Source organism: Actinoalloteichus fjordicus (genome assembly GCF_001941625.1).
Lineage (GTDB): Bacteria > Actinomycetota > Actinomycetes > Mycobacteriales > Pseudonocardiaceae > Actinoalloteichus_A > Actinoalloteichus_A fjordicus.
Genome location: NZ_CP016076.1, coordinates 4,256,402 through 4,273,626, shown reverse-complemented (window position 1 = coordinate 4,273,626; position 17,225 = coordinate 4,256,402). Strand labels below are relative to the sequence as shown.

Below are 17,225 nucleotides of genomic sequence, written 5' to 3'. Positions count from 1 at the left end.
CCGGGACGGTTCCGCCGCGCCTGGTCTCGTCTGCTGGTCGATTGCGGGGGAGTGCTGGGCGACGACGCGCCGGAGCCTGCACCTCGACCCGACACCCGGCCGTCTCCGGCAGAGACGGGTGGCGACGAGCCGGGCCCGCGAGGCAGGCTGCTGTGGTGGTGGGTGCCCTGACCGGTCGAACGGCCTGCGGGCCGGATCGGGCCGGGCGTCTCGGGCGGTTCCTGTCGGAGGTCGGTCGGGATCACGGCAGTGCGGTCGGTGATCCGAAGCTAGCACGTGCTAGTAGTGGCAGGCAGCTGAGAGCCTGTCTTTGATCCCCACTTTCCTGTTGTGCGGGGCAGGCAGCGGCGATCTGCGGCGTGTTGTCGTCAGTCGACATGACTTCGTCATGTCTCCTTCCTCCGCCTGGCAGCTCATCCACGCTGGTCCCCGCTCACGACTCCAGGGGGATCAAGGACAGGCTCTAAGATTGCCCGATCGGAGCAGCGGCGGGATCGGTGCGGCGGCGAATGAGGTGCACACCGGGATGACGACGGGCAGACGGGTCACGGCCACCGACGTGGCCGCTGAGGCGGGGGTGTCCAGGGCGACCGTCGGCTTCGTGCTCAATCGCACGTCATCGCAGTCGATCTCGGCGGCCACCGCGAAACGGGTTCTCGCCGCGGCGGAACGGCTCGGCTACCAGCCGCACAACGGGGCTCGCGCGCTGCGCAGCGGTCACAGCCGGATCGTGTTGATCGTGCTGCCGAACCTGCCGGTCGGCCATGCGCTCCGGGAACTCCTCGAGGCCGCTACGGTGCGGCTGGCCGACGCCGGGTACCAGCTCGTCGTCCACCATCGGCCGCCGGAGTCTGCCGCGCCCCTCTGGTCGGTGCTGATGCCCGAGATGGTGGTGGGCTTCGAACCGTTCTCGGCCGCCGAGATGCTGTCGATGCGACGCGCCGGGGTCGAGCGCATCCTCCCTGCGGAGGGCGACCGGCCGGTGGCGACCTTCTGGCCTGCGGCGCAGGGCGTCGCGCTCCAGATCAGACACCTCACGGCCCTGGGCCACCGACGCGTCGGCTGCGCGCTGCCTGCCGAGCCCAGGCTAGCTGCGCGGGCCGCACAGCGGGAGACGGTCCTGCGGCAGGCCTGTGTGGTCAACGGACTCCCGGAGCCGAGGATCGCTCTGATTGATCCCGACCTCGAGAGCGCCACGACCGCCATGCGGAGCTGGCTTTGCGAGGATCGCGTGACGGCGGTCTGCGGCTATGACGACGAACTCGCCGCCGCCGTCGTGTCCGCCGCGCTGCGACAGGGCCTGCGGGTGCCCGCCGATCTCTCGGTCGTCGGCTTCGACGACACGCCCGTCGCCCGCCTGTTGGTGCCCTCGCTGACCACGGTGGCGATCGACAACCAGGCGTTCGGCCGCTACGTCGCCGAGATCGCCCTCGGCGCGCTCAACGGCCTGCCTGCCGACTCCTTCCCGCTGCCCGACGCGGTGCGTCTCACCGTGCGCGAGTCCAGCGGACCCCCCGAGACCGGTCGCTGAACAGGGCGACCCGCGACGGACCGCCGTCGGCTCGGCACGTGCCTGCGGCCGGGTGCCGGGCGGGACTCGGCGACTGGGGCTCAGGCGGTGCCGCCGACCCGATCGCCGCCGTGGAGCCGTCGATCCGATGTCTCCCGCGCCGAGTACCTTCGCCGCATGGCGACGATGGTGACGTTTCACGCTCATCCCGACGACGAGTGCATCGCGTGCGGCGGGGTGATGCGCAAGGCCTTCGAGGAGGGCCACCGAGTGGTCCTGGTGGTCGCCACTCGCGGGGAGCACGGCGAGGTGCCCGAGGGATTTCTGGCCGAGGGCGAGGAACTGTGGCAGCGACGGGTCGTCGAGACCGAGGCCGCCGCCGAGATCCTCGGCGTGGCGCGGACGGAGTTCCTGGGCTACGTCGATTCCGGGATGATGGGCGAGGCCACCAACGACGCGCCGGGATCGTTCTGGACGGCGTCGGTCGAGGAGGCGGCCGAGAAGCTCGCCGCTATTCTTCGTGAGGAGAACGCGGACGTGCTGACCTGCTACGACGACAACGGCGGCTACGGGCATCCCGATCACATCCAGGTGCACCGGGTGGGGATGCGGGCGGCGGAGCTGGCCGGGACGCCGCGCGTGTACCAGAACACGATGAATCGCGATCACCTTCAGCGGGGCATGGCCGCCTTCGCCGCACAGGCCGAGGCCGCCGGTCTCGAGGTGCCGGACATGAACGGGGGCGACGAGGTCGGCAAGCCGGAGTCGGTCCTGACCGCCAGAGTCGACGTCACCGCCTACAACGACCACAAGCGGCGGGCCATGCGGGCGCACGCGAGCCAGATCAGCGAGGAGTCGTTCTTCCTGTCGATGTCCGAGGAGCCCTTCTCGGTCGCCTTCGGCATCGAGTGGTTCATCCGCGAGGGCCAGGGACCCGGTATCACCGAGACCGACCTGTTCGCCGGGCTCTGACGGATTCGTAGGGCTCTGACGGATTCGTAGGGCTCTGACGGGTTCGGCGGCGCGACGCCGAGGTGCCGAGCGGGCGTGCCGTGCGCGACGGCGGCGCGGCACGAGCGCCGCGCCGCCCCGGCGTCGGGCGGGGTCGCGTCTCGCCCTGCGGGCCTGCCCGGACGCACCGCGATACGGGCAGGCTGAGGCGGCGGATGCGGGCGGCCCGGTCCGTCGCCGGGTGAGCGAGCGCCCGCCGACCCGGACGGACTCCGGCGTCGCGCATCGCCTTCTCGCCGTCCGTCCGGTCCTGCCGCCCTGAGATCGCCTCCCTGCACCACCCGCCCCGCCTGGCCGCCGCCGGGCCGCGCCGACCGAGGTGATCAGGACTTGACGCTGCCCGCCGTGAGGCCGCTGACGATGAAGCGCTGGAAGGCCGCGAAGATCAGGACTATCGGCACGCTGATCAAGGTGGCCACGGCCATCAGCGAGCCCCACGCCGTGCCGTAGCGGCCGACGAAGGAGTTCAGCAGCACCGTCACCGGCTGCACGGACTCCGAGCTGGCCAGGGTGATGCCGAAGACGAACTCGCCCCAGGCCAGGAGGAACGCGAACGCGCCCGCCGCGATCAGTCCCGGTCGCAGCACCGGGAGCACGATGCGGCGCAACAGGGCGACCACCGAGGCGCCGTCCATGCGGGCGGCCTCCTCCAGCTCGGCGGGCAGCGCCGCCATCAGCGGTCGCAGCACGATGACGGCGAAGGGCAGCGTCAGGGTCGTGTCGGCCAGGATCAGCCCCAGATGGGTGTCGGTGAGTCCGACGATCCGCATGAGCAGCAGCAGCGGTGCGGCCAGCACGATGCTCGGCAACAACTGCGCGACCATCATCGCCAGCAGCATCAGCCGGGAGCCGGGCACCCGGGTGCGGGCGATCGCATAGGTCACCGGGGCGGCGAGCAGCAGTGTCAGGATCGTGGTACCCGACGCGATGATCGCGCTGCTCAGCAGGGCCTGGAACAGCAGCGGGTCCGAGACCGCCGAGGAGAATCCGGCGCCGGACGGCGGGATCGGCAGCCACTGCGGCGGGGTGGCCAGGACGTCCTCCGGACGCTTCAGCGCGGTGGCGGCCATCCAGTACAGCGGCAGCAGGAAGACCGCCACGATCGCCGTCGCGATCCCGGTGAGCAGCCACGGCCGTCGCGTCGACGTCATCGGTCGGTCTCCTTGCCGAGCTGGCGGACGTACCAGAGCGACACCACCAGCGGGATCACCAGCAGCAGGACGGTGATCGCGGCGCCCTCGCCGAACCGGAAGAACTCGAAGAACCGTTCATAGGCGAGCAGCGGAAGCACCCTGGTGGCGTCCACCGGCCCGCCGCCGGTCATCACGAAGATCAGGTCGAAGGCTTTGAACGTGTAGATCAGCCCGAGCAGCAGCACGGCCGCCGCCACCGGCCGCATCAGCGGGACGGTCAGGTACCGGAACCGCTGCCAGACACTCGCCCCGTCCAACGCGGCAGAGGAGTAGAGATCACGATCCAGCGAGGTGAGGCCGACCAGCAGCAGGATCATGTTGAACGGCACGCCGATCCAGACGTTCGCGAAGATCACCCCCGCCAGCGCGGTGCCGGTGTCGGTGAGCCAGGCGTTGGTCAGCGCCTCCAGCCCCAGCGAGCGCAGGATCGCGTTATAGGCGCCCGCGTCGGCGTCGAGCATCCAGCGGAACAACGAGCCGCTGACCACCGGCGGCAGCAGCCAGGCCACGAGCATCAGCGACCGCAGCAGGCCGTTCAGCGGGAACGGGCGCGCGAACAGCAGCGCCAGGGCGAACCCGATGCCGAACTGGAGGACGAGCGAGCTGACGGTGAACACGACGGTCAGTCCCACGGCCGACCAGAACTCGGCCTCCGAGACCGCCGCCCGGTAGTTCTCGGCGCCGACGAACGGGGTTCCCTCGCCGAGCAGGCCGGCCAAATCGACGTCCAGGACGGAGGTCACCAGGTTGTAGAGCAGCGGAAAGGCCAGGAGCGCCAGGAGGAAGAGCAGCGCGGGCGCCGCGAGCAGCAGACCCTCCCTCCTGCGGGCCGTCGACACCGCCCCGCGCCCGCCTGCCCGGCGACCTCGGTGCCGCCCCGGCGGCTCGGCTCTACCGCGCGTCTGCGATAGGCGAGTCGGCGTCCCGCCGCCGCGCGTCACGGCAGGTCTCCCGCGATGCGCTGGAAGGCCGCCGATGCGACCTCGAGCGGATCGGCCGCCGGGTCCGAGAGCACCGTCTGATGCGCCCGCGAGACCTCCTGGGATATCTCCGGATAGCCCGCGCCGTAGGCCCTCGGCCGGGCATGGTGCAGCTCGGCGAGGAAGACCTGGAGCTCGGGGTCCTGCGCCCAGGGTCCTGCGTCGGTCAGGTCGGTCCTGGCGGGCAGCAGGCCCATCGTGTCCAGATACGGGACGAGCACCTCACTGCGCTGGCTGTGCTCGATCACCCGCCAGGCGGCCTCGACCTTCGTCGACCCCGCGATGACCGTCCAGCCCTCGCCGCCGAGACACGACGCCCGAGTCCGGCCGGCGGGCAGCGGGTCGACCCGGAACCGCAGTCCCTCGGCGGCCCGCAGGGTGGGCAGCTGCCACGGGCCGTTGAGCATCATCGACACGGCTCCCGAGGTGAACTGTCCCGCGACGTCCTGCTGCGTCCAGCCCACGGCCTGCGCCGACAGGGCGCCGTCGGCGACCAGCCGCCGATGCAGGTCCAGTGCCTCGGCGCCCGCCGTCTCGAAGTCGGCGAGGTCGCCGCCGGTCTGCCAGAGGAAGGGCAGGAACTGGAAGACCCCCTCCTCCGATGCGGTGGCGGCCACGGCGAGCCCGCGATGGTCCGAGGTGGTCAGGGCGCGCCCGGCGGCCGCCAGCTCGGGCCAGTCGGCGGGGACGTCCACGCCTGCCTCGTCGAGGTGGTCGACGTTGGAGATCAGGGCGAGACAGTTGCTGTTGTTGGGGACCGACAGCACCCGGTCGCCGATCACTCCGGCATCCCAGGCCGCCGGGACGTACTGATCGGCCATGCCCCAGCGGCGCACGTGCTCGCTGAGATCGACCAGCAGGCCGTAGCCGCCGAGCACGCCGACCTGCACGGTGTCGACGACGGCGATGTCCGGCAGCTCGCCGGAGACGGCGCCCCGCAGCAGCGCGGGCTGCAGATCGGCATAGGGGAACACCCGCCGCTCGATGCGGATGTCGGGATTCGCCCGTTCGATCTCGGCGATCAGCGCCGCCACCCCGGCCTGCCGCTCCGGCTCGATGATGTAATCCCACCATTGCAGCGCGGGTCCGTCCCGAGTCGCCGTTCCACAACCCGCCACTGCGGAGAGCGCACCCGCCGCGAGTAGTCCGTGTCCCGCCGCCCGCAGAATCGTTCGGCGGGGAATCGAATGGTGGGGAGATGCGGGGAGGCCCCCGGAATAGCGGGAATTCCGCACGCATGAACCTCCGTCGACGTCCGAGCTGTTCCTTCGACGCCGGCCCTGGTTCCCCGACTGTCGCAGCGTGGTCGAGTCGTCGGGTTCGACGGCGACTCCGTGTCGTGGAGATTAGCGCATGGTTGACGGCGAAAGAAGAACCTTCGAGCGGGGATCAGGCGTTCGGCGGCCGGTATTCCCGCGCTCGACGCAGCACTGTGCCGCCGATTGCGAGAATTCGTGGGACGAGACCCGGAGATTCCGTCCCGTCGCAATCGATGTCGAGTCGAATCGGTGATTTCTCGTCGAATGAATTCGACCGATCGGCGAATCGGGTCGTCGAATCATTCGGTGCCACGATCGGCGCCCACCGTCGGTGGTTCGGTCGCGGTCGGGGCTCGCGCGCGCGGGCTCGTGCCGCCGGAGCCGGCCGGCAGACGGGGCCGGTTCAGCCCCGCCACGGAAATGCCGTGACGGGGCCGATCGGGGGCGTGCTGCGCCTGCGGCCGATCACGGGGCGGTGTCGGGCTCCGGGGCGTAGAACGCGGTGGTGTTCTCGGCCGCGATGGCGGCCTCCTCTGCGGTGGCGCCCGAGGCCTGGAGCGCCGCGCCCCACGCGAGGCTGCTCGTGACGGCCAGCTCCCGAGCCTCCGGCGAGGACTCCCAGGCCGCCGGGTCCTCGATGACCTGTCCGCTCAGGTGCAGGTGAAGGCCGATCACGGTGAGATCCCAGCCCACGCCGACCGCGCCGGGACCGTACTGCGCCCATCGCTGTTCGTCGACGACGGCGGTGTGCACCAGCTCGAACAGCGTGCCGCCCTCCGGGGCCGGGGCCAGTCGCACCTCCACCTCGGTGACGTCCTCCTCCGTCGGAGCGTCCCCGAACACCCAGGTCACCGCCAGCAGGCTCGGCGGCTCGCAGCGCAGGATCTCCCCGCCCGCATTGCCCTGGAGCTGGTAGCGGCCGCCGAGGCGCAGATCTCCGGTGATCGGCAGGAACCAGCGGCTGATGCGGTCCGGGTCGGTGCAGGCGTCCCAGACGTCCTCGACGTCGGCCGCGTAATGCCTGCGCAGCAGGACGGTGCGGCCCTCGCCTGCGGGGATGCGACCCGTGCCGACCTCGCGGTGCGTCTGGTTGACCTGGTCGACGATGTCGCTCATGCCTTCTCCCTCTCCTCGTCCTGGTGAGGCGACACGACATCAGTGCCGGCTTATATTCCCTGATGTCGTGGGCGTTCGGTCTGCAGGCGGCGATGGCCGGTGCAGGCGGCCGACGCGCACCCTGCCGCAGCATGGCGCCGGAGCCGTCGTCTCGCCACCGCGCGGCCGCAGCCGGTCCGGAGGAGCGGTTGTTCGATGGCGCGGGCGGTGACCCGGCAGCCGAACCGGGAGCGGCGGGGCGGCCGCTCCGATCAGTCGCGCGTCCAGCGAGCTTGCCAGGCAGGGCAGGCGGGCGCGGCGGACGGGCGCGGACACGTCGCCGGGCGTTCGGCCCGCAGGCGGTGCGCGCGAGATCCCGCGTGGCAGCGGGCATTCCGCACGCAGCCAGCCGGCGTCCGGCCACCCGCACGCAAGGAGCAGGGCAGGGCTTGCCACAGCAGGGCTCGCCACAGCGCAGGACGCAAGCCGGGCGCCCGGCCCCGTCCGAGACGAGGGCCGGGCGCGGCGGAGAAGGTCGCAACGTCGGCGCGGGCGGTGTCAGACGATCAACCGCGCCAGGCGTCCGTCATCCGGACCACCCCGCTGGCGGGCACGGTGGCGCTGCGATTGGCGCCGCTCTCCCAGGTGACCGAGCCGTTCGCGCCCTTGCGCAGGTACTTGTACTGCACCACGGTGCCTGCGGGCAGCGAGACGTCCCCGGTCCAGGTCGGGTAGCTCGCCGAGGACAGCGGCACCGCAGCCGCCGGGTTCCACGCCCCGAGGCCCGCGTGGTCGCCCACGACGAGGATGTTCTCGCCCCAGGACGTCGTCGCGGTCACGCTGAACGCCGCACCGGTCCGGCCGGGGTCCGGTCCAGGGCCTGGGCCGGGTCCGGGGCTGCCGGTGGCGCCGACGTGGAGGGCCACGGCGTCGTGGGCGCCGATGGTCGCGGTGAACCGGCCGCCGCCGTCGACGGTGTAGGTGGTGCCGGTGCAGCCGCCGCCCGAGGTCGGATCGCCGTGCTGGACGTCGCAGTAGGTTCCCGCAGGCAGCGAGGTCTGGAAGGTCTGGGTGATGCTCGATCCCTCGTGGTTGATCGCCACGAAGGCCCGGTCGCCTCGACCGAAGGCGATGGCGTCGTTGCCGTTGTCCCACCAGTTCGTGATGCCCGCGTCGCCTGCGGCGTTGCGGAAGCCGACCATGTTGGCGATCTGCGGCCAGGCGTGCTGACAACGCCAGCCGCCGCTGTAGCAGGCGCCGACGTTCCCGCCGCCGGGCGCGCCCGCGTCGTGGTCGGAGAAGTCGTAGCCGGAGTGCACCGAGGGCGTGCCGTAGGGGTGCGCCAGCATGAACACGTGGGCCAGGGTGTAGGCCGCGCCGTCCCGGTAGTTCATGGTCGAGCCGTTGCGCTCGGTGTCGTGATTGGCGATGAACACCCCGGACTGCCCGGCGGGCATGAATCCCCAGGCCTCGCCGTAGTTCGCCAGATACGCCAGGCTCTCATCGGTGAAGACCCGCTTGAGTCCGGTGGCGTAGCGGAACTCCTGCACGTCCCCGTTCTGGAGGTACTCAGCGGGACTCACGGCCTCGCCCGCGCCGAAGATGGCCTCCTGAACCCAGTAGACGTTCGGATTCGACAGCCTGCTCTTGATGGCGCGGAGATCGTCGGTGGCCATGTGCTTGACCGCGTCGACGCGGAACCCGTCGACGCCCATCGAGATCAGGTCGTTCAGATACTCGGCGATCTCGGAGCGCACGTACTCGCTGCCGGTGTTCAGGTCCGAGAGGCCGACCAGTTCGCACTGCTGGACGTTGTAGCGGTCGTTGTAGTTGTTGATCGGCTGCCGACAGCCGTGGAAGTCCTGATCCTGGTAGTGGCCGGGATAGTTGTACTTGGAGTACTGAGTGCCGCCCGTCCCGGTCCCGGAACCGGCGGACATGTGGTTGACGACGGCGTCCACGATCACGTCGACACCGGCGTTGTTGCAGGTGGAGATCATCGACTGGAACGCGGCCCTGTCGCCGAGCGGGCCTGCGATCCGGTAGCTGACGGGCTGGTAGGCGGTCCACCACTGCGGGCCCTGGATGCGTTCCTGCGGCGGGGAGACCTGCACGTAGCCGTAGCCCTTCGGCCCGAGGACCTCGGTGCAGGCGCGGGCCACCGACGAGAAGGTCTGCTCGAAGAGCACAGCGGTGACGTCCTTGTCGCCGGGCGGCGCCGCCTCGGCCTCCGGTGCGGCCAGCACTCCGGTGGCCGTGGACGTCGCGAGCACGCCCGCGAGCAGGCCTGCGAGTAATCGGCCGAGTCTGGGCCGGGTGGTGGAACGGGATCTCGATCTCACGGTTGCCTCCTTGGAACGCGTGAAACAGCCCGGCGCGGCGGAGTGGGCGGCCGCGACACCTCAAGCGGAGCAGGGCATGTCGACGGCACGCCGCTCGGGCGTGACAATGCCTTGCAAGAGTAGGGAAGAATTTGCAGGGTTTCCGGGATGTGTTCTGAAGGTAAAGACTCAGGGAGTCGTCGTCAAGGCCTGACGACCCTGAGTTCGATTCGCCCGTCAGCCCGTGTCGAGTGCCGGAGCGCGCCATGTCGATTCGCCGTCGGAGCAGTGTGTTCGTTGGGATAGGGCGATTCGGCCGTCGAGATCGGCGGAGGAGCACGGGCTGCTCGATCGGCGATTGCCGTCGTACCTGCGACGGATTGAGAGCACTACCGGCGGCGAGCCGACTGAAAATTCTTGCAGAAATCGTTTGATCAGTGTGTGAAACAGTGGACCTGACTCGCGACGTCGGGGCGGTCCGCGGCGCATCGCGCGCGGATTTCGCGGCCGAGGGGACGGGTCCATGGCGACGGTAGTCTCCGGTTGCATGAAGGGTGCGACGCGACCGGTGATGCGACAGCCCGTCGGTGCGTCCGTGAGCCCGACGACGGCGAGTAACTGGTCTTCACGGCACTCCCGACTGATCGACGGGATCACCATCGCCGTGATCTTCGCGTACAGCGGTTCGCACATCACGACGTTCCTCGAGCACGCCGAGCAGGCGGTGGTCTTCGGACTGCTGGGTGTCTCGGTGTTCCTGTGCGTGCCGTATCTGTTCCGCCGCGCGCACCCGGTCGCGGCGTTCGGGGTCATGTTCGCCGCCGCCTGCGTGCAGGTGCTGTTCGATGCGGGACTCCTCGTTGCGGACGTGACGCTGGTGTTCGCGGTGTTCTCGCTCGCCGCACGCTTTCCCTGGACACAGAGCGGATGGTCCGTGGTGGCGGTGCTGCTGTGGCTGCCCGTCGCCGCCATGCCGTACGTCGACGACGGCTACCTCGGCGTCGGCGCCATGGTGCAGTTCATGATCGGCGTTCTGCTGGTGTGGCTGGCGGGCACACTGCAGCGAGCCCGCCGGGAGCTGGTGGCGAGTCTGCGCGATCGTGCGCGGGAACTGGAGCGGCAGCGGGACGCTCAGGCGCGGATCTCCGCCGCCGAGGAACGGGCCCGGATCGCCAGGGAGATCCACGACATCGTCTCGCACAGCCTCGGCACCATGGTGGTGATGGCCGACGCTGCGTCGCGGACCGTCGAGACGGCGCCCGTGGAGGCCGGTCGTGCGATGGCACGGGTCCGGGACACCGGCCGGGCCGCGATGACGGAGATGCGACGCATGCTCGACGTGCTTCGCGATGACGACACCGCCTCGCGCGTCCCACAGCCGGGCCTGGCCGGACTGGATCGGCTGGTCGACGAGCTGCGTGCGACGGGGCTTCGCGTCGATGTGGCGGTGGTCGGCGATCCGGTGGCGCTGCCCGCCGGGATGGACCTCGCCGCCTACCGCATCATCCAGGAAGCACTCACGAACGCACGGCGACACGGCGGTACGCTGCTGAGCATCGTCGACGTGGCCGTGCACTACCACGAGGATGCCGTCGAACTGCGCGTCCGTGACGACGGGCAGAATCCGCCCGAGGATCCCTGGACGGGTGGGAAGGGCGGACACGGGTTGATCGGAATGCGCGAGCGGATCACCGCCTACGGCGGCACCCTGCATGCAGGCCCTCGCCTGCGCGGCGGCTTCGACGTCCGCGCGGTGCTGCCGATCGAGGGTGACCGGTGACGATCCGCATCATGCTGGTCGACGACCAGGAGATGTATCGGGCGGGCTTCCGGATGCTGTTGAGCACCCGACCCGAGTTCGCCGTGGTCGGCGAGGCCGATGACGGCGACACCGCCCTCGAGCTGCTCCGCACGGTCGAGGCCGACGTGGTGCTCATGGATGTCCGGATGCCGCGCATGGACGGCGTGGCGGCGACCCGCCGCATCCGGGTCGGGGGCGGCCCGCAGGTGCTGGTGCTGACCACCTTCGATCTGGACGAGTATGCCTACGACGCCATCCAGGCGGGCGCGAGCGGATTCCTGCTCAAGGACGCGACGCTGGACGAGCTGGCCGCCGCGATCGTCCACGTGCACCGGGGCGACGCCGTCGTCGCGCCGAGCACCACGAGGCGGCTGCTCGACCACTTCGCCGCCGGGCGGCCGCCGCGCCGAGACGACGGCGAACCCTGGACCGGTTCTCGGCTGTCGGGACTGACCGCGCGGGAACGCGAGGTGCTGGCGCGGATGGCCGAGGGACTGTCGAACGCGGAGATCGCCGATGCGCTGGTGATCGCGGAGAACACCGTCCGCGTCCACGTCGGCCGCATCGTGACCAAATTGGGCCTCCGTGACCGGGTGCAGGCCGTCGTTCTCGCCTACAAGATCGGTCTCGTCGCAGGCGGCAGGAACTGAGCAGGCACCGCCGCACGCTCGTCCGCACAGGACGGCAGGTAAACAGGCCGACTACGCTCCGGCGACTCGTCAACGACACGACTAGCGAAAGATAGTCGTTCCAGCAGACGAGCCGAGCCGGTGATCTTGACACCGTTGCAGGCATGTCCTGCATTGTCGCCACGGATCACCTCACCAAGAAGTACGGTGCACGCACCGTCGTGGAGGATCTGAACCTGCGCGTCCCGGAAGGGTGCGTGTACGGGTTCCTCGGCCCGAACGGGTCGGGCAAGTCCACCACGATGAAGATGCTGCTCTCCCTCGTCCGCCCGTCTGAGGGTGAAGTCCGGATCATGGGTCGACCCATGACTCGTGCCACCCGCAGGCAGCAGCTCGGCAGCATCGGTTCGCTCATCGAAGCCCCGCCGGGATATGCGCATCTGACCGGCCGGGAGAACCTGCGCATCGTCGCGCGTCTCCTTGATCTGCACGACAAGCAGATCGAGTTCGCGGTGCAGACGGTGCGGATGCAGGGGCAGCTGGACAAGAAGGTCCGCGACTACTCCCTCGGCATGAAGCAGCGCCTGGGCATCGCCATGGCGCTCGCGCGGCAGCCGAGGCTGCTCATCCTCGACGAACCCACCAACGGGCTCGACCCCGCCGGGATCGAGGAGATTCGCGATCTCCTTCGACGGCTGGCCGACGACGGCGTCACCGTCCTGGTCTCCAGCCATCTCCTCGGCGAGATCGACAAGACCGCCACGATGCTCGGCATCCTCTCCGGCGGGCGGATGATCTTCCAGGGCACCCGAGACGAGCTCTCCACGGCCTCGACGCCGGATGTCCTCATCGAATGCTCCGATCCGCGCAGGGCGCAGGCACTCCTGAAGCCCGGCCTGGACGTCACGGTGGCGGACGGCATCCTCCGAGTCCCCGGGCTCAAGAACCAAGGCGCCGCCGGTGTGGTGGCTGCCCTCGTCGGGGAACGCATCGGCGTCTACGGCGTCCGCCGCGACGAGCAGACCCTCGAGGACGTCTTCCTGTCCCTCACCGAGGGCGGCGGGCTGTGACGGCGCGGATGCTCGCCGGGAAGACGATGAGCACGAAGGCCGTCGCGAACGAGTTCGCCAAGATGCGAGGTCTCAAGGCCGGTCTCGTCGTCGCGCTGCTGGTGGTCGGTGCGGTGGGGATGGCGGCGTTCACCGCCTTCGGGTCGGGTGTGCTCGGCAGGCTCGACGACCCCGACGGGTACGGATGGAAGGTGCTGTTCGCCGGTCTCGGCATGGGAGTCTCATTGGTCTCCCCGGTGGTGCTGGCCGTGCTCGCCAGTCGTCAGGTGGAGATCGAGCATTCCGGAAACGGGTGGCTGGCCTCCGCGACGTCCGGCCTGACGCCGGGACGGCTCTGCCGGGCGAAGTTCGTCGCACTCGGGCTCCTGGTCACCTCGGCGACCGTGGCGTGGGGAGCGCTGCTGATCGGTCTCGGGGCGGCGATCGGCGTCTCGGCGCCGGTGCCGATCGGGCGGTGGGCGGAGTACATCGCCTCGCTGACCGTGATCAACCTTGCCGTCCTGGCCTGCCAGATCCTGCTCGCCGCCCGGATCGAGAACCAGCTCGTCAGTCTCGGTGTCGGCGTCGTCGGGATCTTCCTCGCCGTCTTCAGTTCCATCCTGCCGCCGTGGGCAGCACACCTGACCCCCTGGGGCTACTACTCGCTCACCGCCCCGGCGGATTACGTCGGCGAGGAATTGGTGTACTTCGACCTTCCCCGGCTCAGCGTCCTCGGTCTCGCCGTCGTCGGCGGTGGCCTGTTCGTGCTCGTCACCGGGCGCTTCGACCGTCAGGAGGCATGACCATGGGTCCCGTCACGTCCGAGTTCCTGAAACTCAAGCGTTCCACCAGCTGGGCGGTCGTCGTCCTCCTCCCGGTCATCATGGTGATCGCGGGCTCGGTGAGCACCCTCGCCGGTGACGGCGGATTCGCCGACGGCTGGCACACCCTCTGGATCAGATCGATCGGGTTCTACGGCATGGTGATCCTCTCGGTGGGGATCGCGATCCTCGCCTCGCTCGTCTGGCGCGTCGAACACCGCAACAGCAACTGGAACGCCCTCATGAGCGGCCCGGTCCCCACCGCACACGTCGTGCTCGGCAAGCTCGCGGCGATCGCCGTCCTCGCCGCCGCGATGCAGCTCGTCTTCGTCGCGACCGTGATCGTGCTCGGCAGGGTCGCATTCGGACTTCCGGGGATGCTGCCCGCCGAGTACTACGTCAGCAGCGTCCTGGTGATCGTCGCGTGTGTTCCCGTGGCCGCACTGCAGTCGGCGCTCTCGACGTTCTTCCGCTCCTTCGCGGCGCCGGTCGCGATCGCGCTCGTCTGCACCGGAGCCTGCACGATGGCGCTGCTCCTGGGAGTCGACGTCGTCGCCGTGCTGCCCTATGCGCTGCTCACCCAGGCCACGCAGATCGGCACGGCCCTCGTCTCCGGGGAGGCCACGAGCTTCGAGGCCTCCGCGCTGACCCTGCAGAGTGCGGCGTTCGTGGTCCTCGTCGCCGTCGTGCTGACCGCAGTGATCGTCGCGGTCACGTCGATGCTGCTCGACCGCAGCGACACTCGCGTCTGAGTCTGAAACGCGGTCGCCCTCGGCCGGGTGGTGATCCAGAGCGGCTGGATCACCACCCGGCAGGCTTAATGACTGTGGTCGTGATCCTGCTGCTCGCTTGCGGGCACCCGCTCGTAGTCGTCGCGGTCGCGTCCGCCGATGGAGCCGGTGACGACCACGACGAGGAGCGCGACGGCGGCGAGGGCGGCGATCAGCCTGCCGCCGAGCCGGGCGAGGGTGCCTGCGGTGAGGTTGCCGCGCAGCTCGGCGGGGCGCAGCCCGAGTCGCTCACGTCGTCGAGCGGGTTCCACCAGCCGCAGGACGAGCAGGACCGCGACGGGAATCTGCAGGGCCCACAGCACGAGCCGCGCGGTTCCGTCGAACCACACGTTCGTCCCCCACAGCAGGGTATGCCACACACCCAGGATGTAGACGACGATCACGAAACGATGCGTGATCCGCCAGAGCCGGGGACCGATGCGCCTGCGCAGATAGAACGACAGCCCCAGCGGAATGGCCAGCCAGAAGGCGATGACGCCGAGCGCGACGCCGAATCGGCCGGGCGGATGCGAGTACATCCACGGGATGAAGCTGCCCGCCAGGTTGGGGTCGGCGGGGTCCCACGCCAGCACGAGCGCGTGCGCGAAGATCAACACGATCGTGGTGAGGCTCGTCGACCGGTGCAGCCGCTCCAGTCGCGCCGGGGAGAGCGGCAGCCAGCCGGGCGACCTGCCAGAGACGGCCAGCCCGAGCAGCACCGTCACCCAGGACCACAGCAGCGCCGTCCAGCCGAACGCCTGGCTGAGCCAGTACGGCCAGTGCGTCGCCGCGTCGCTCATGAACGGCATGACCAGGGTGGTGTCCGAGGTCTCCGCCTCGATCCGCTGATACAGCAGGGCGTACACCGCGGCGGTCAGCAGCGCGGCGACCACCAGCTCGACCGCCGTCGAACCCAGGTCGGTCCGCAGGTCGCCGCGCGAGGATCTCGGGCTGTCGTCGGTACGTTCCACCGTCATCTCCTTGTTGTAACCGGCGGCCTGCGCCGCCGCCATCGCCCGTCAGGACGCCCGCGTGCCGCCTGCTGCGCGTCGTGCCTCGGCAGCTGAGTCGTGGGCGTCGCCTGCGGGCCGCTCGATGGACCGGGACGCCGGGTCGCTCGACGTCTCGACCGTCCGGGACGAGTCGATCATGGCCGCTCGCGGTGGCACCGTGCCGGGGGTCCGGTGCTCGCGCGAGCACCGGACGGCCGACGACGTCGTGTGACCGCGCCGCACGCGCCCGCCGATGTCGGGCCCCGGCGCCGAAGCGGGATCAGCCACCGGGGCCTGCGACCTGCCGAGGCGACGGCTCACGCCTGGTCGCCGCCTGAGGTCGGATGCCGGGCGATGAGCGCGGTCGGATCGACGAGTCCGGCGCGGGAGATCCCGGCGGGCATCCCGTCCGCCGCGTACACCGGATGGCCCGCGCCGAACATGTACAACACGCCTTCGGCGAAGCCGTCCACGCCGAGCGCGGCATCGAGTTCGTCATCCCGGAACGCGGCCGTCTGCCAGGCGCCGAGGCCCAGCGCCGTGCTGGTGAGCACGAAGGTCTGCCCCAGGTGGCCTGCGCTCAGCAGCGTCACCCGGTAGGCGCGCGGATGCCGGTACTTGTACATGGTGCGCTCGAAGACGGCGGTGACGAAGCAGACGAAGGCCGACGGCGTGCACATCTCCGACTCGTAGGTGAGCCGGTGCAGCCGATCACGATCGAAGTCGGCGTCGATCAGCTCCAGCGCGTGACTCTCGGCGTTGTAGTGGTAGAGCCCCGGCGCCACACCCTGCACGTCGAACACCCCGACATAGCCCTCCAGCTCGTGTCGGGCGCCGCCGCACGGGCTCGTCCGCAGCATGAGCGTGCCGAGGTCGCCCGCGTCGTAGAGCTGCATGGGCGCGAAGGTGTAGTACAGCGCGGTCGCGAAGTCGGCCAGGCTCACCTGCTCGCCGGTGAACACGCGGTGGGTGCGGCGGCGGGTGAGGACGTCGACGAAGTCGTCGTCGATGCGGCGGGGCAGCCGGGGCAGGTACACGCGCGGCGCGTCGGGGTAGCTCTTGAAGATCGCGGGCGGTTCGCCGCCGGTCTCCCTGATCCACCGGGCGTCGGAGCGACGCTGTTCCAGGCTGTCGCCGGAGTAGATCGCGTTGCGGGTGCCGAAGTGGAAGTAGCGGGCCTCTTCGCCCCAGGCGCCCCAGGTCGCCAGCAGTCGGTCCTCCCGCTCGGTCTCGTCGCGGGTCAGCAGCAGCCCGTCCTCGGCCAGCCCCAGGACGGCCTTGCGGACGGAGTCGGGGTCGTGCTCGGGGAAGGACGCGACCACCTCGTCGACGTCGGAGAACTCCTCGAAGCGGCTGAGCAGCGTCACGGTCTCCTCGTCGATGGCGAGCGCGTTGTCCTGCTCCTCGTCCGTCGAGCGGGTCTCCAGATAGTTCTCCACGGTCAGTTCACCGTCGTGCCAGTACAGTGCCAGGCTGCGGGAACGTCGGTACTCCACCTGAACCTCGCCTTCCGCGTCCGCGTCGTCGTCGACCGACCGGTCGGCGTCGCAGGCGCGACGTCTCCACGCCCGCGACGCCGACCGGGTACTGCTGCCGATCTGTTCGATCACCGTCTTCCGACGCCGTCTCGGCGACGTCGGCGGTGATGCGTCGTCAGGATCAGCCGTGGTTGGTGAGGGTGCGAGTACGGGTCTTCTTCCGGCGGATCTTCGCCGTCATCACCTTCTTGCGCATCTGCGGTCACCTCCTCGGGCGTCGCCGAACGACGACGTCGGCACCGTGCGCGTGCGTCGG

General features: G+C 70.1%; 14 protein-coding genes. 7 read left to right on the top strand and 7 right to left on the bottom strand.

What is annotated here, in order from left to right:
- Positions 1–526: 526 nt before the first annotated feature.
- A complete protein-coding gene (locus UA74_RS18215) occupies positions 527–1,531 on the top strand; it encodes a LacI family DNA-binding transcriptional regulator (protein WP_075766213.1) in 1,005 nt (334 codons plus the stop codon).
- A gap of 156 nt (positions 1,532–1,687) precedes the next feature.
- Positions 1,688–2,482 carry a PIG-L family deacetylase gene (locus UA74_RS18210; RefSeq protein ID WP_075764994.1) on the top strand — a complete coding sequence of 265 codons (795 nt, stop codon included), beginning with the start codon at positions 1,688–1,690 and terminating at the stop codon, positions 2,480–2,482.
- Between the two features lie 362 nt (positions 2,483–2,844).
- Here the strand turns inward: UA74_RS18210 and UA74_RS18205 are convergent, their stop codons facing one another.
- The 5 genes from UA74_RS18205 to UA74_RS18185 form a co-directional block, all read right to left on the bottom strand.
- Positions 2,845–3,672: a carbohydrate ABC transporter permease gene (locus tag UA74_RS18205; RefSeq protein ID WP_075764992.1), complete on the bottom strand. Its 828-nt coding sequence runs from the start codon at positions 3,670–3,672 to the stop codon at positions 2,845–2,847.
- Positions 3,669–4,553, bottom strand: coding sequence for a carbohydrate ABC transporter permease (locus UA74_RS18200; RefSeq protein WP_075764990.1), 885 nt, complete (start codon positions 4,551–4,553; stop codon positions 3,669–3,671). Before UA74_RS18200 ends, UA74_RS18205 begins: the two co-directional genes overlap by 4 nt.
- A gap of 98 nt (positions 4,554–4,651) precedes the next feature.
- The gene (locus tag UA74_RS18195) at positions 4,652–5,929 is read right to left on the bottom strand and encodes an ABC transporter substrate-binding protein (protein ID WP_075741342.1); all 1,278 of its coding nucleotides are present in this window, start codon (positions 5,927–5,929) and stop codon (positions 4,652–4,654) included.
- A 489-nt stretch (positions 5,930–6,418) separates the two neighbouring features.
- Complete coding sequence (locus UA74_RS18190) at positions 6,419–7,069, bottom strand: SRPBCC family protein (protein WP_075741341.1); 651 nt, start codon at positions 7,067–7,069, stop codon at positions 6,419–6,421.
- 545 nt (positions 7,070–7,614) lie between these two features.
- Complete coding sequence (locus UA74_RS18185) at positions 7,615–9,390, bottom strand: carbohydrate-binding module family 20 domain-containing protein (protein WP_075741340.1); 1,776 nt, start codon at positions 9,388–9,390, stop codon at positions 7,615–7,617.
- A gap of 574 nt (positions 9,391–9,964) precedes the next feature.
- Between UA74_RS18185 and UA74_RS18180 the strand changes: the two genes are divergently transcribed.
- The 5 genes from UA74_RS18180 (at position 9,965) to UA74_RS18160 (ending at position 14,421) form a co-directional block, all read left to right on the top strand.
- On the top strand, positions 9,965–11,149 hold the full coding sequence (locus tag UA74_RS18180) for a sensor histidine kinase (protein ID WP_198042769.1): 1,185 nt from the start codon (positions 9,965–9,967) through the stop codon (positions 11,147–11,149).
- An 11-nt stretch (positions 11,150–11,160) separates the two neighbouring features.
- Positions 11,161–11,820, top strand: a complete 660-nt coding sequence (locus UA74_RS18175; protein ID WP_198043134.1) for a response regulator — start codon at positions 11,161–11,163, stop codon at positions 11,818–11,820.
- 143 nt (positions 11,821–11,963) lie between these two features.
- Positions 11,964–12,869 (top strand): ABC transporter ATP-binding protein, encoded by a 906-nt coding sequence (locus UA74_RS18170; RefSeq protein WP_075741338.1) that lies wholly within the window; start codon positions 11,964–11,966, stop codon positions 12,867–12,869.
- Positions 12,870–12,895: 26 nt separating this feature from the next.
- Complete coding sequence (locus tag UA74_RS18165; RefSeq protein ID WP_075743946.1) at positions 12,896–13,651, top strand: ABC transporter permease; 756 nt, start codon at positions 12,896–12,898, stop codon at positions 13,649–13,651.
- Between the two features lie 2 nt (positions 13,652–13,653).
- Entirely contained in the window at positions 13,654–14,421 is a 768-nt protein-coding gene (locus UA74_RS18160; protein WP_075741337.1) for an ABC transporter permease, read from the top strand.
- Positions 14,422–14,486: 65 nt separating this feature from the next.
- Here the strand turns inward: UA74_RS18160 and UA74_RS18155 are convergent, their stop codons facing one another.
- Together UA74_RS18155 and UA74_RS18150 are read right to left on the bottom strand one after the other, a co-directional pair.
- The gene (locus UA74_RS18155; protein ID WP_157434629.1) at positions 14,487–15,416 is read right to left on the bottom strand and encodes a ferric reductase-like transmembrane domain-containing protein; all 930 of its coding nucleotides are present in this window, start codon (positions 15,414–15,416) and stop codon (positions 14,487–14,489) included.
- A gap of 332 nt (positions 15,417–15,748) precedes the next feature.
- A complete protein-coding gene (locus UA74_RS18150) occupies positions 15,749–16,927 on the bottom strand; it encodes a SagB/ThcOx family dehydrogenase (RefSeq protein ID WP_198042768.1) in 1,179 nt (392 codons plus the stop codon).
- Positions 16,928–17,225 lie beyond the last annotated feature (298 nt).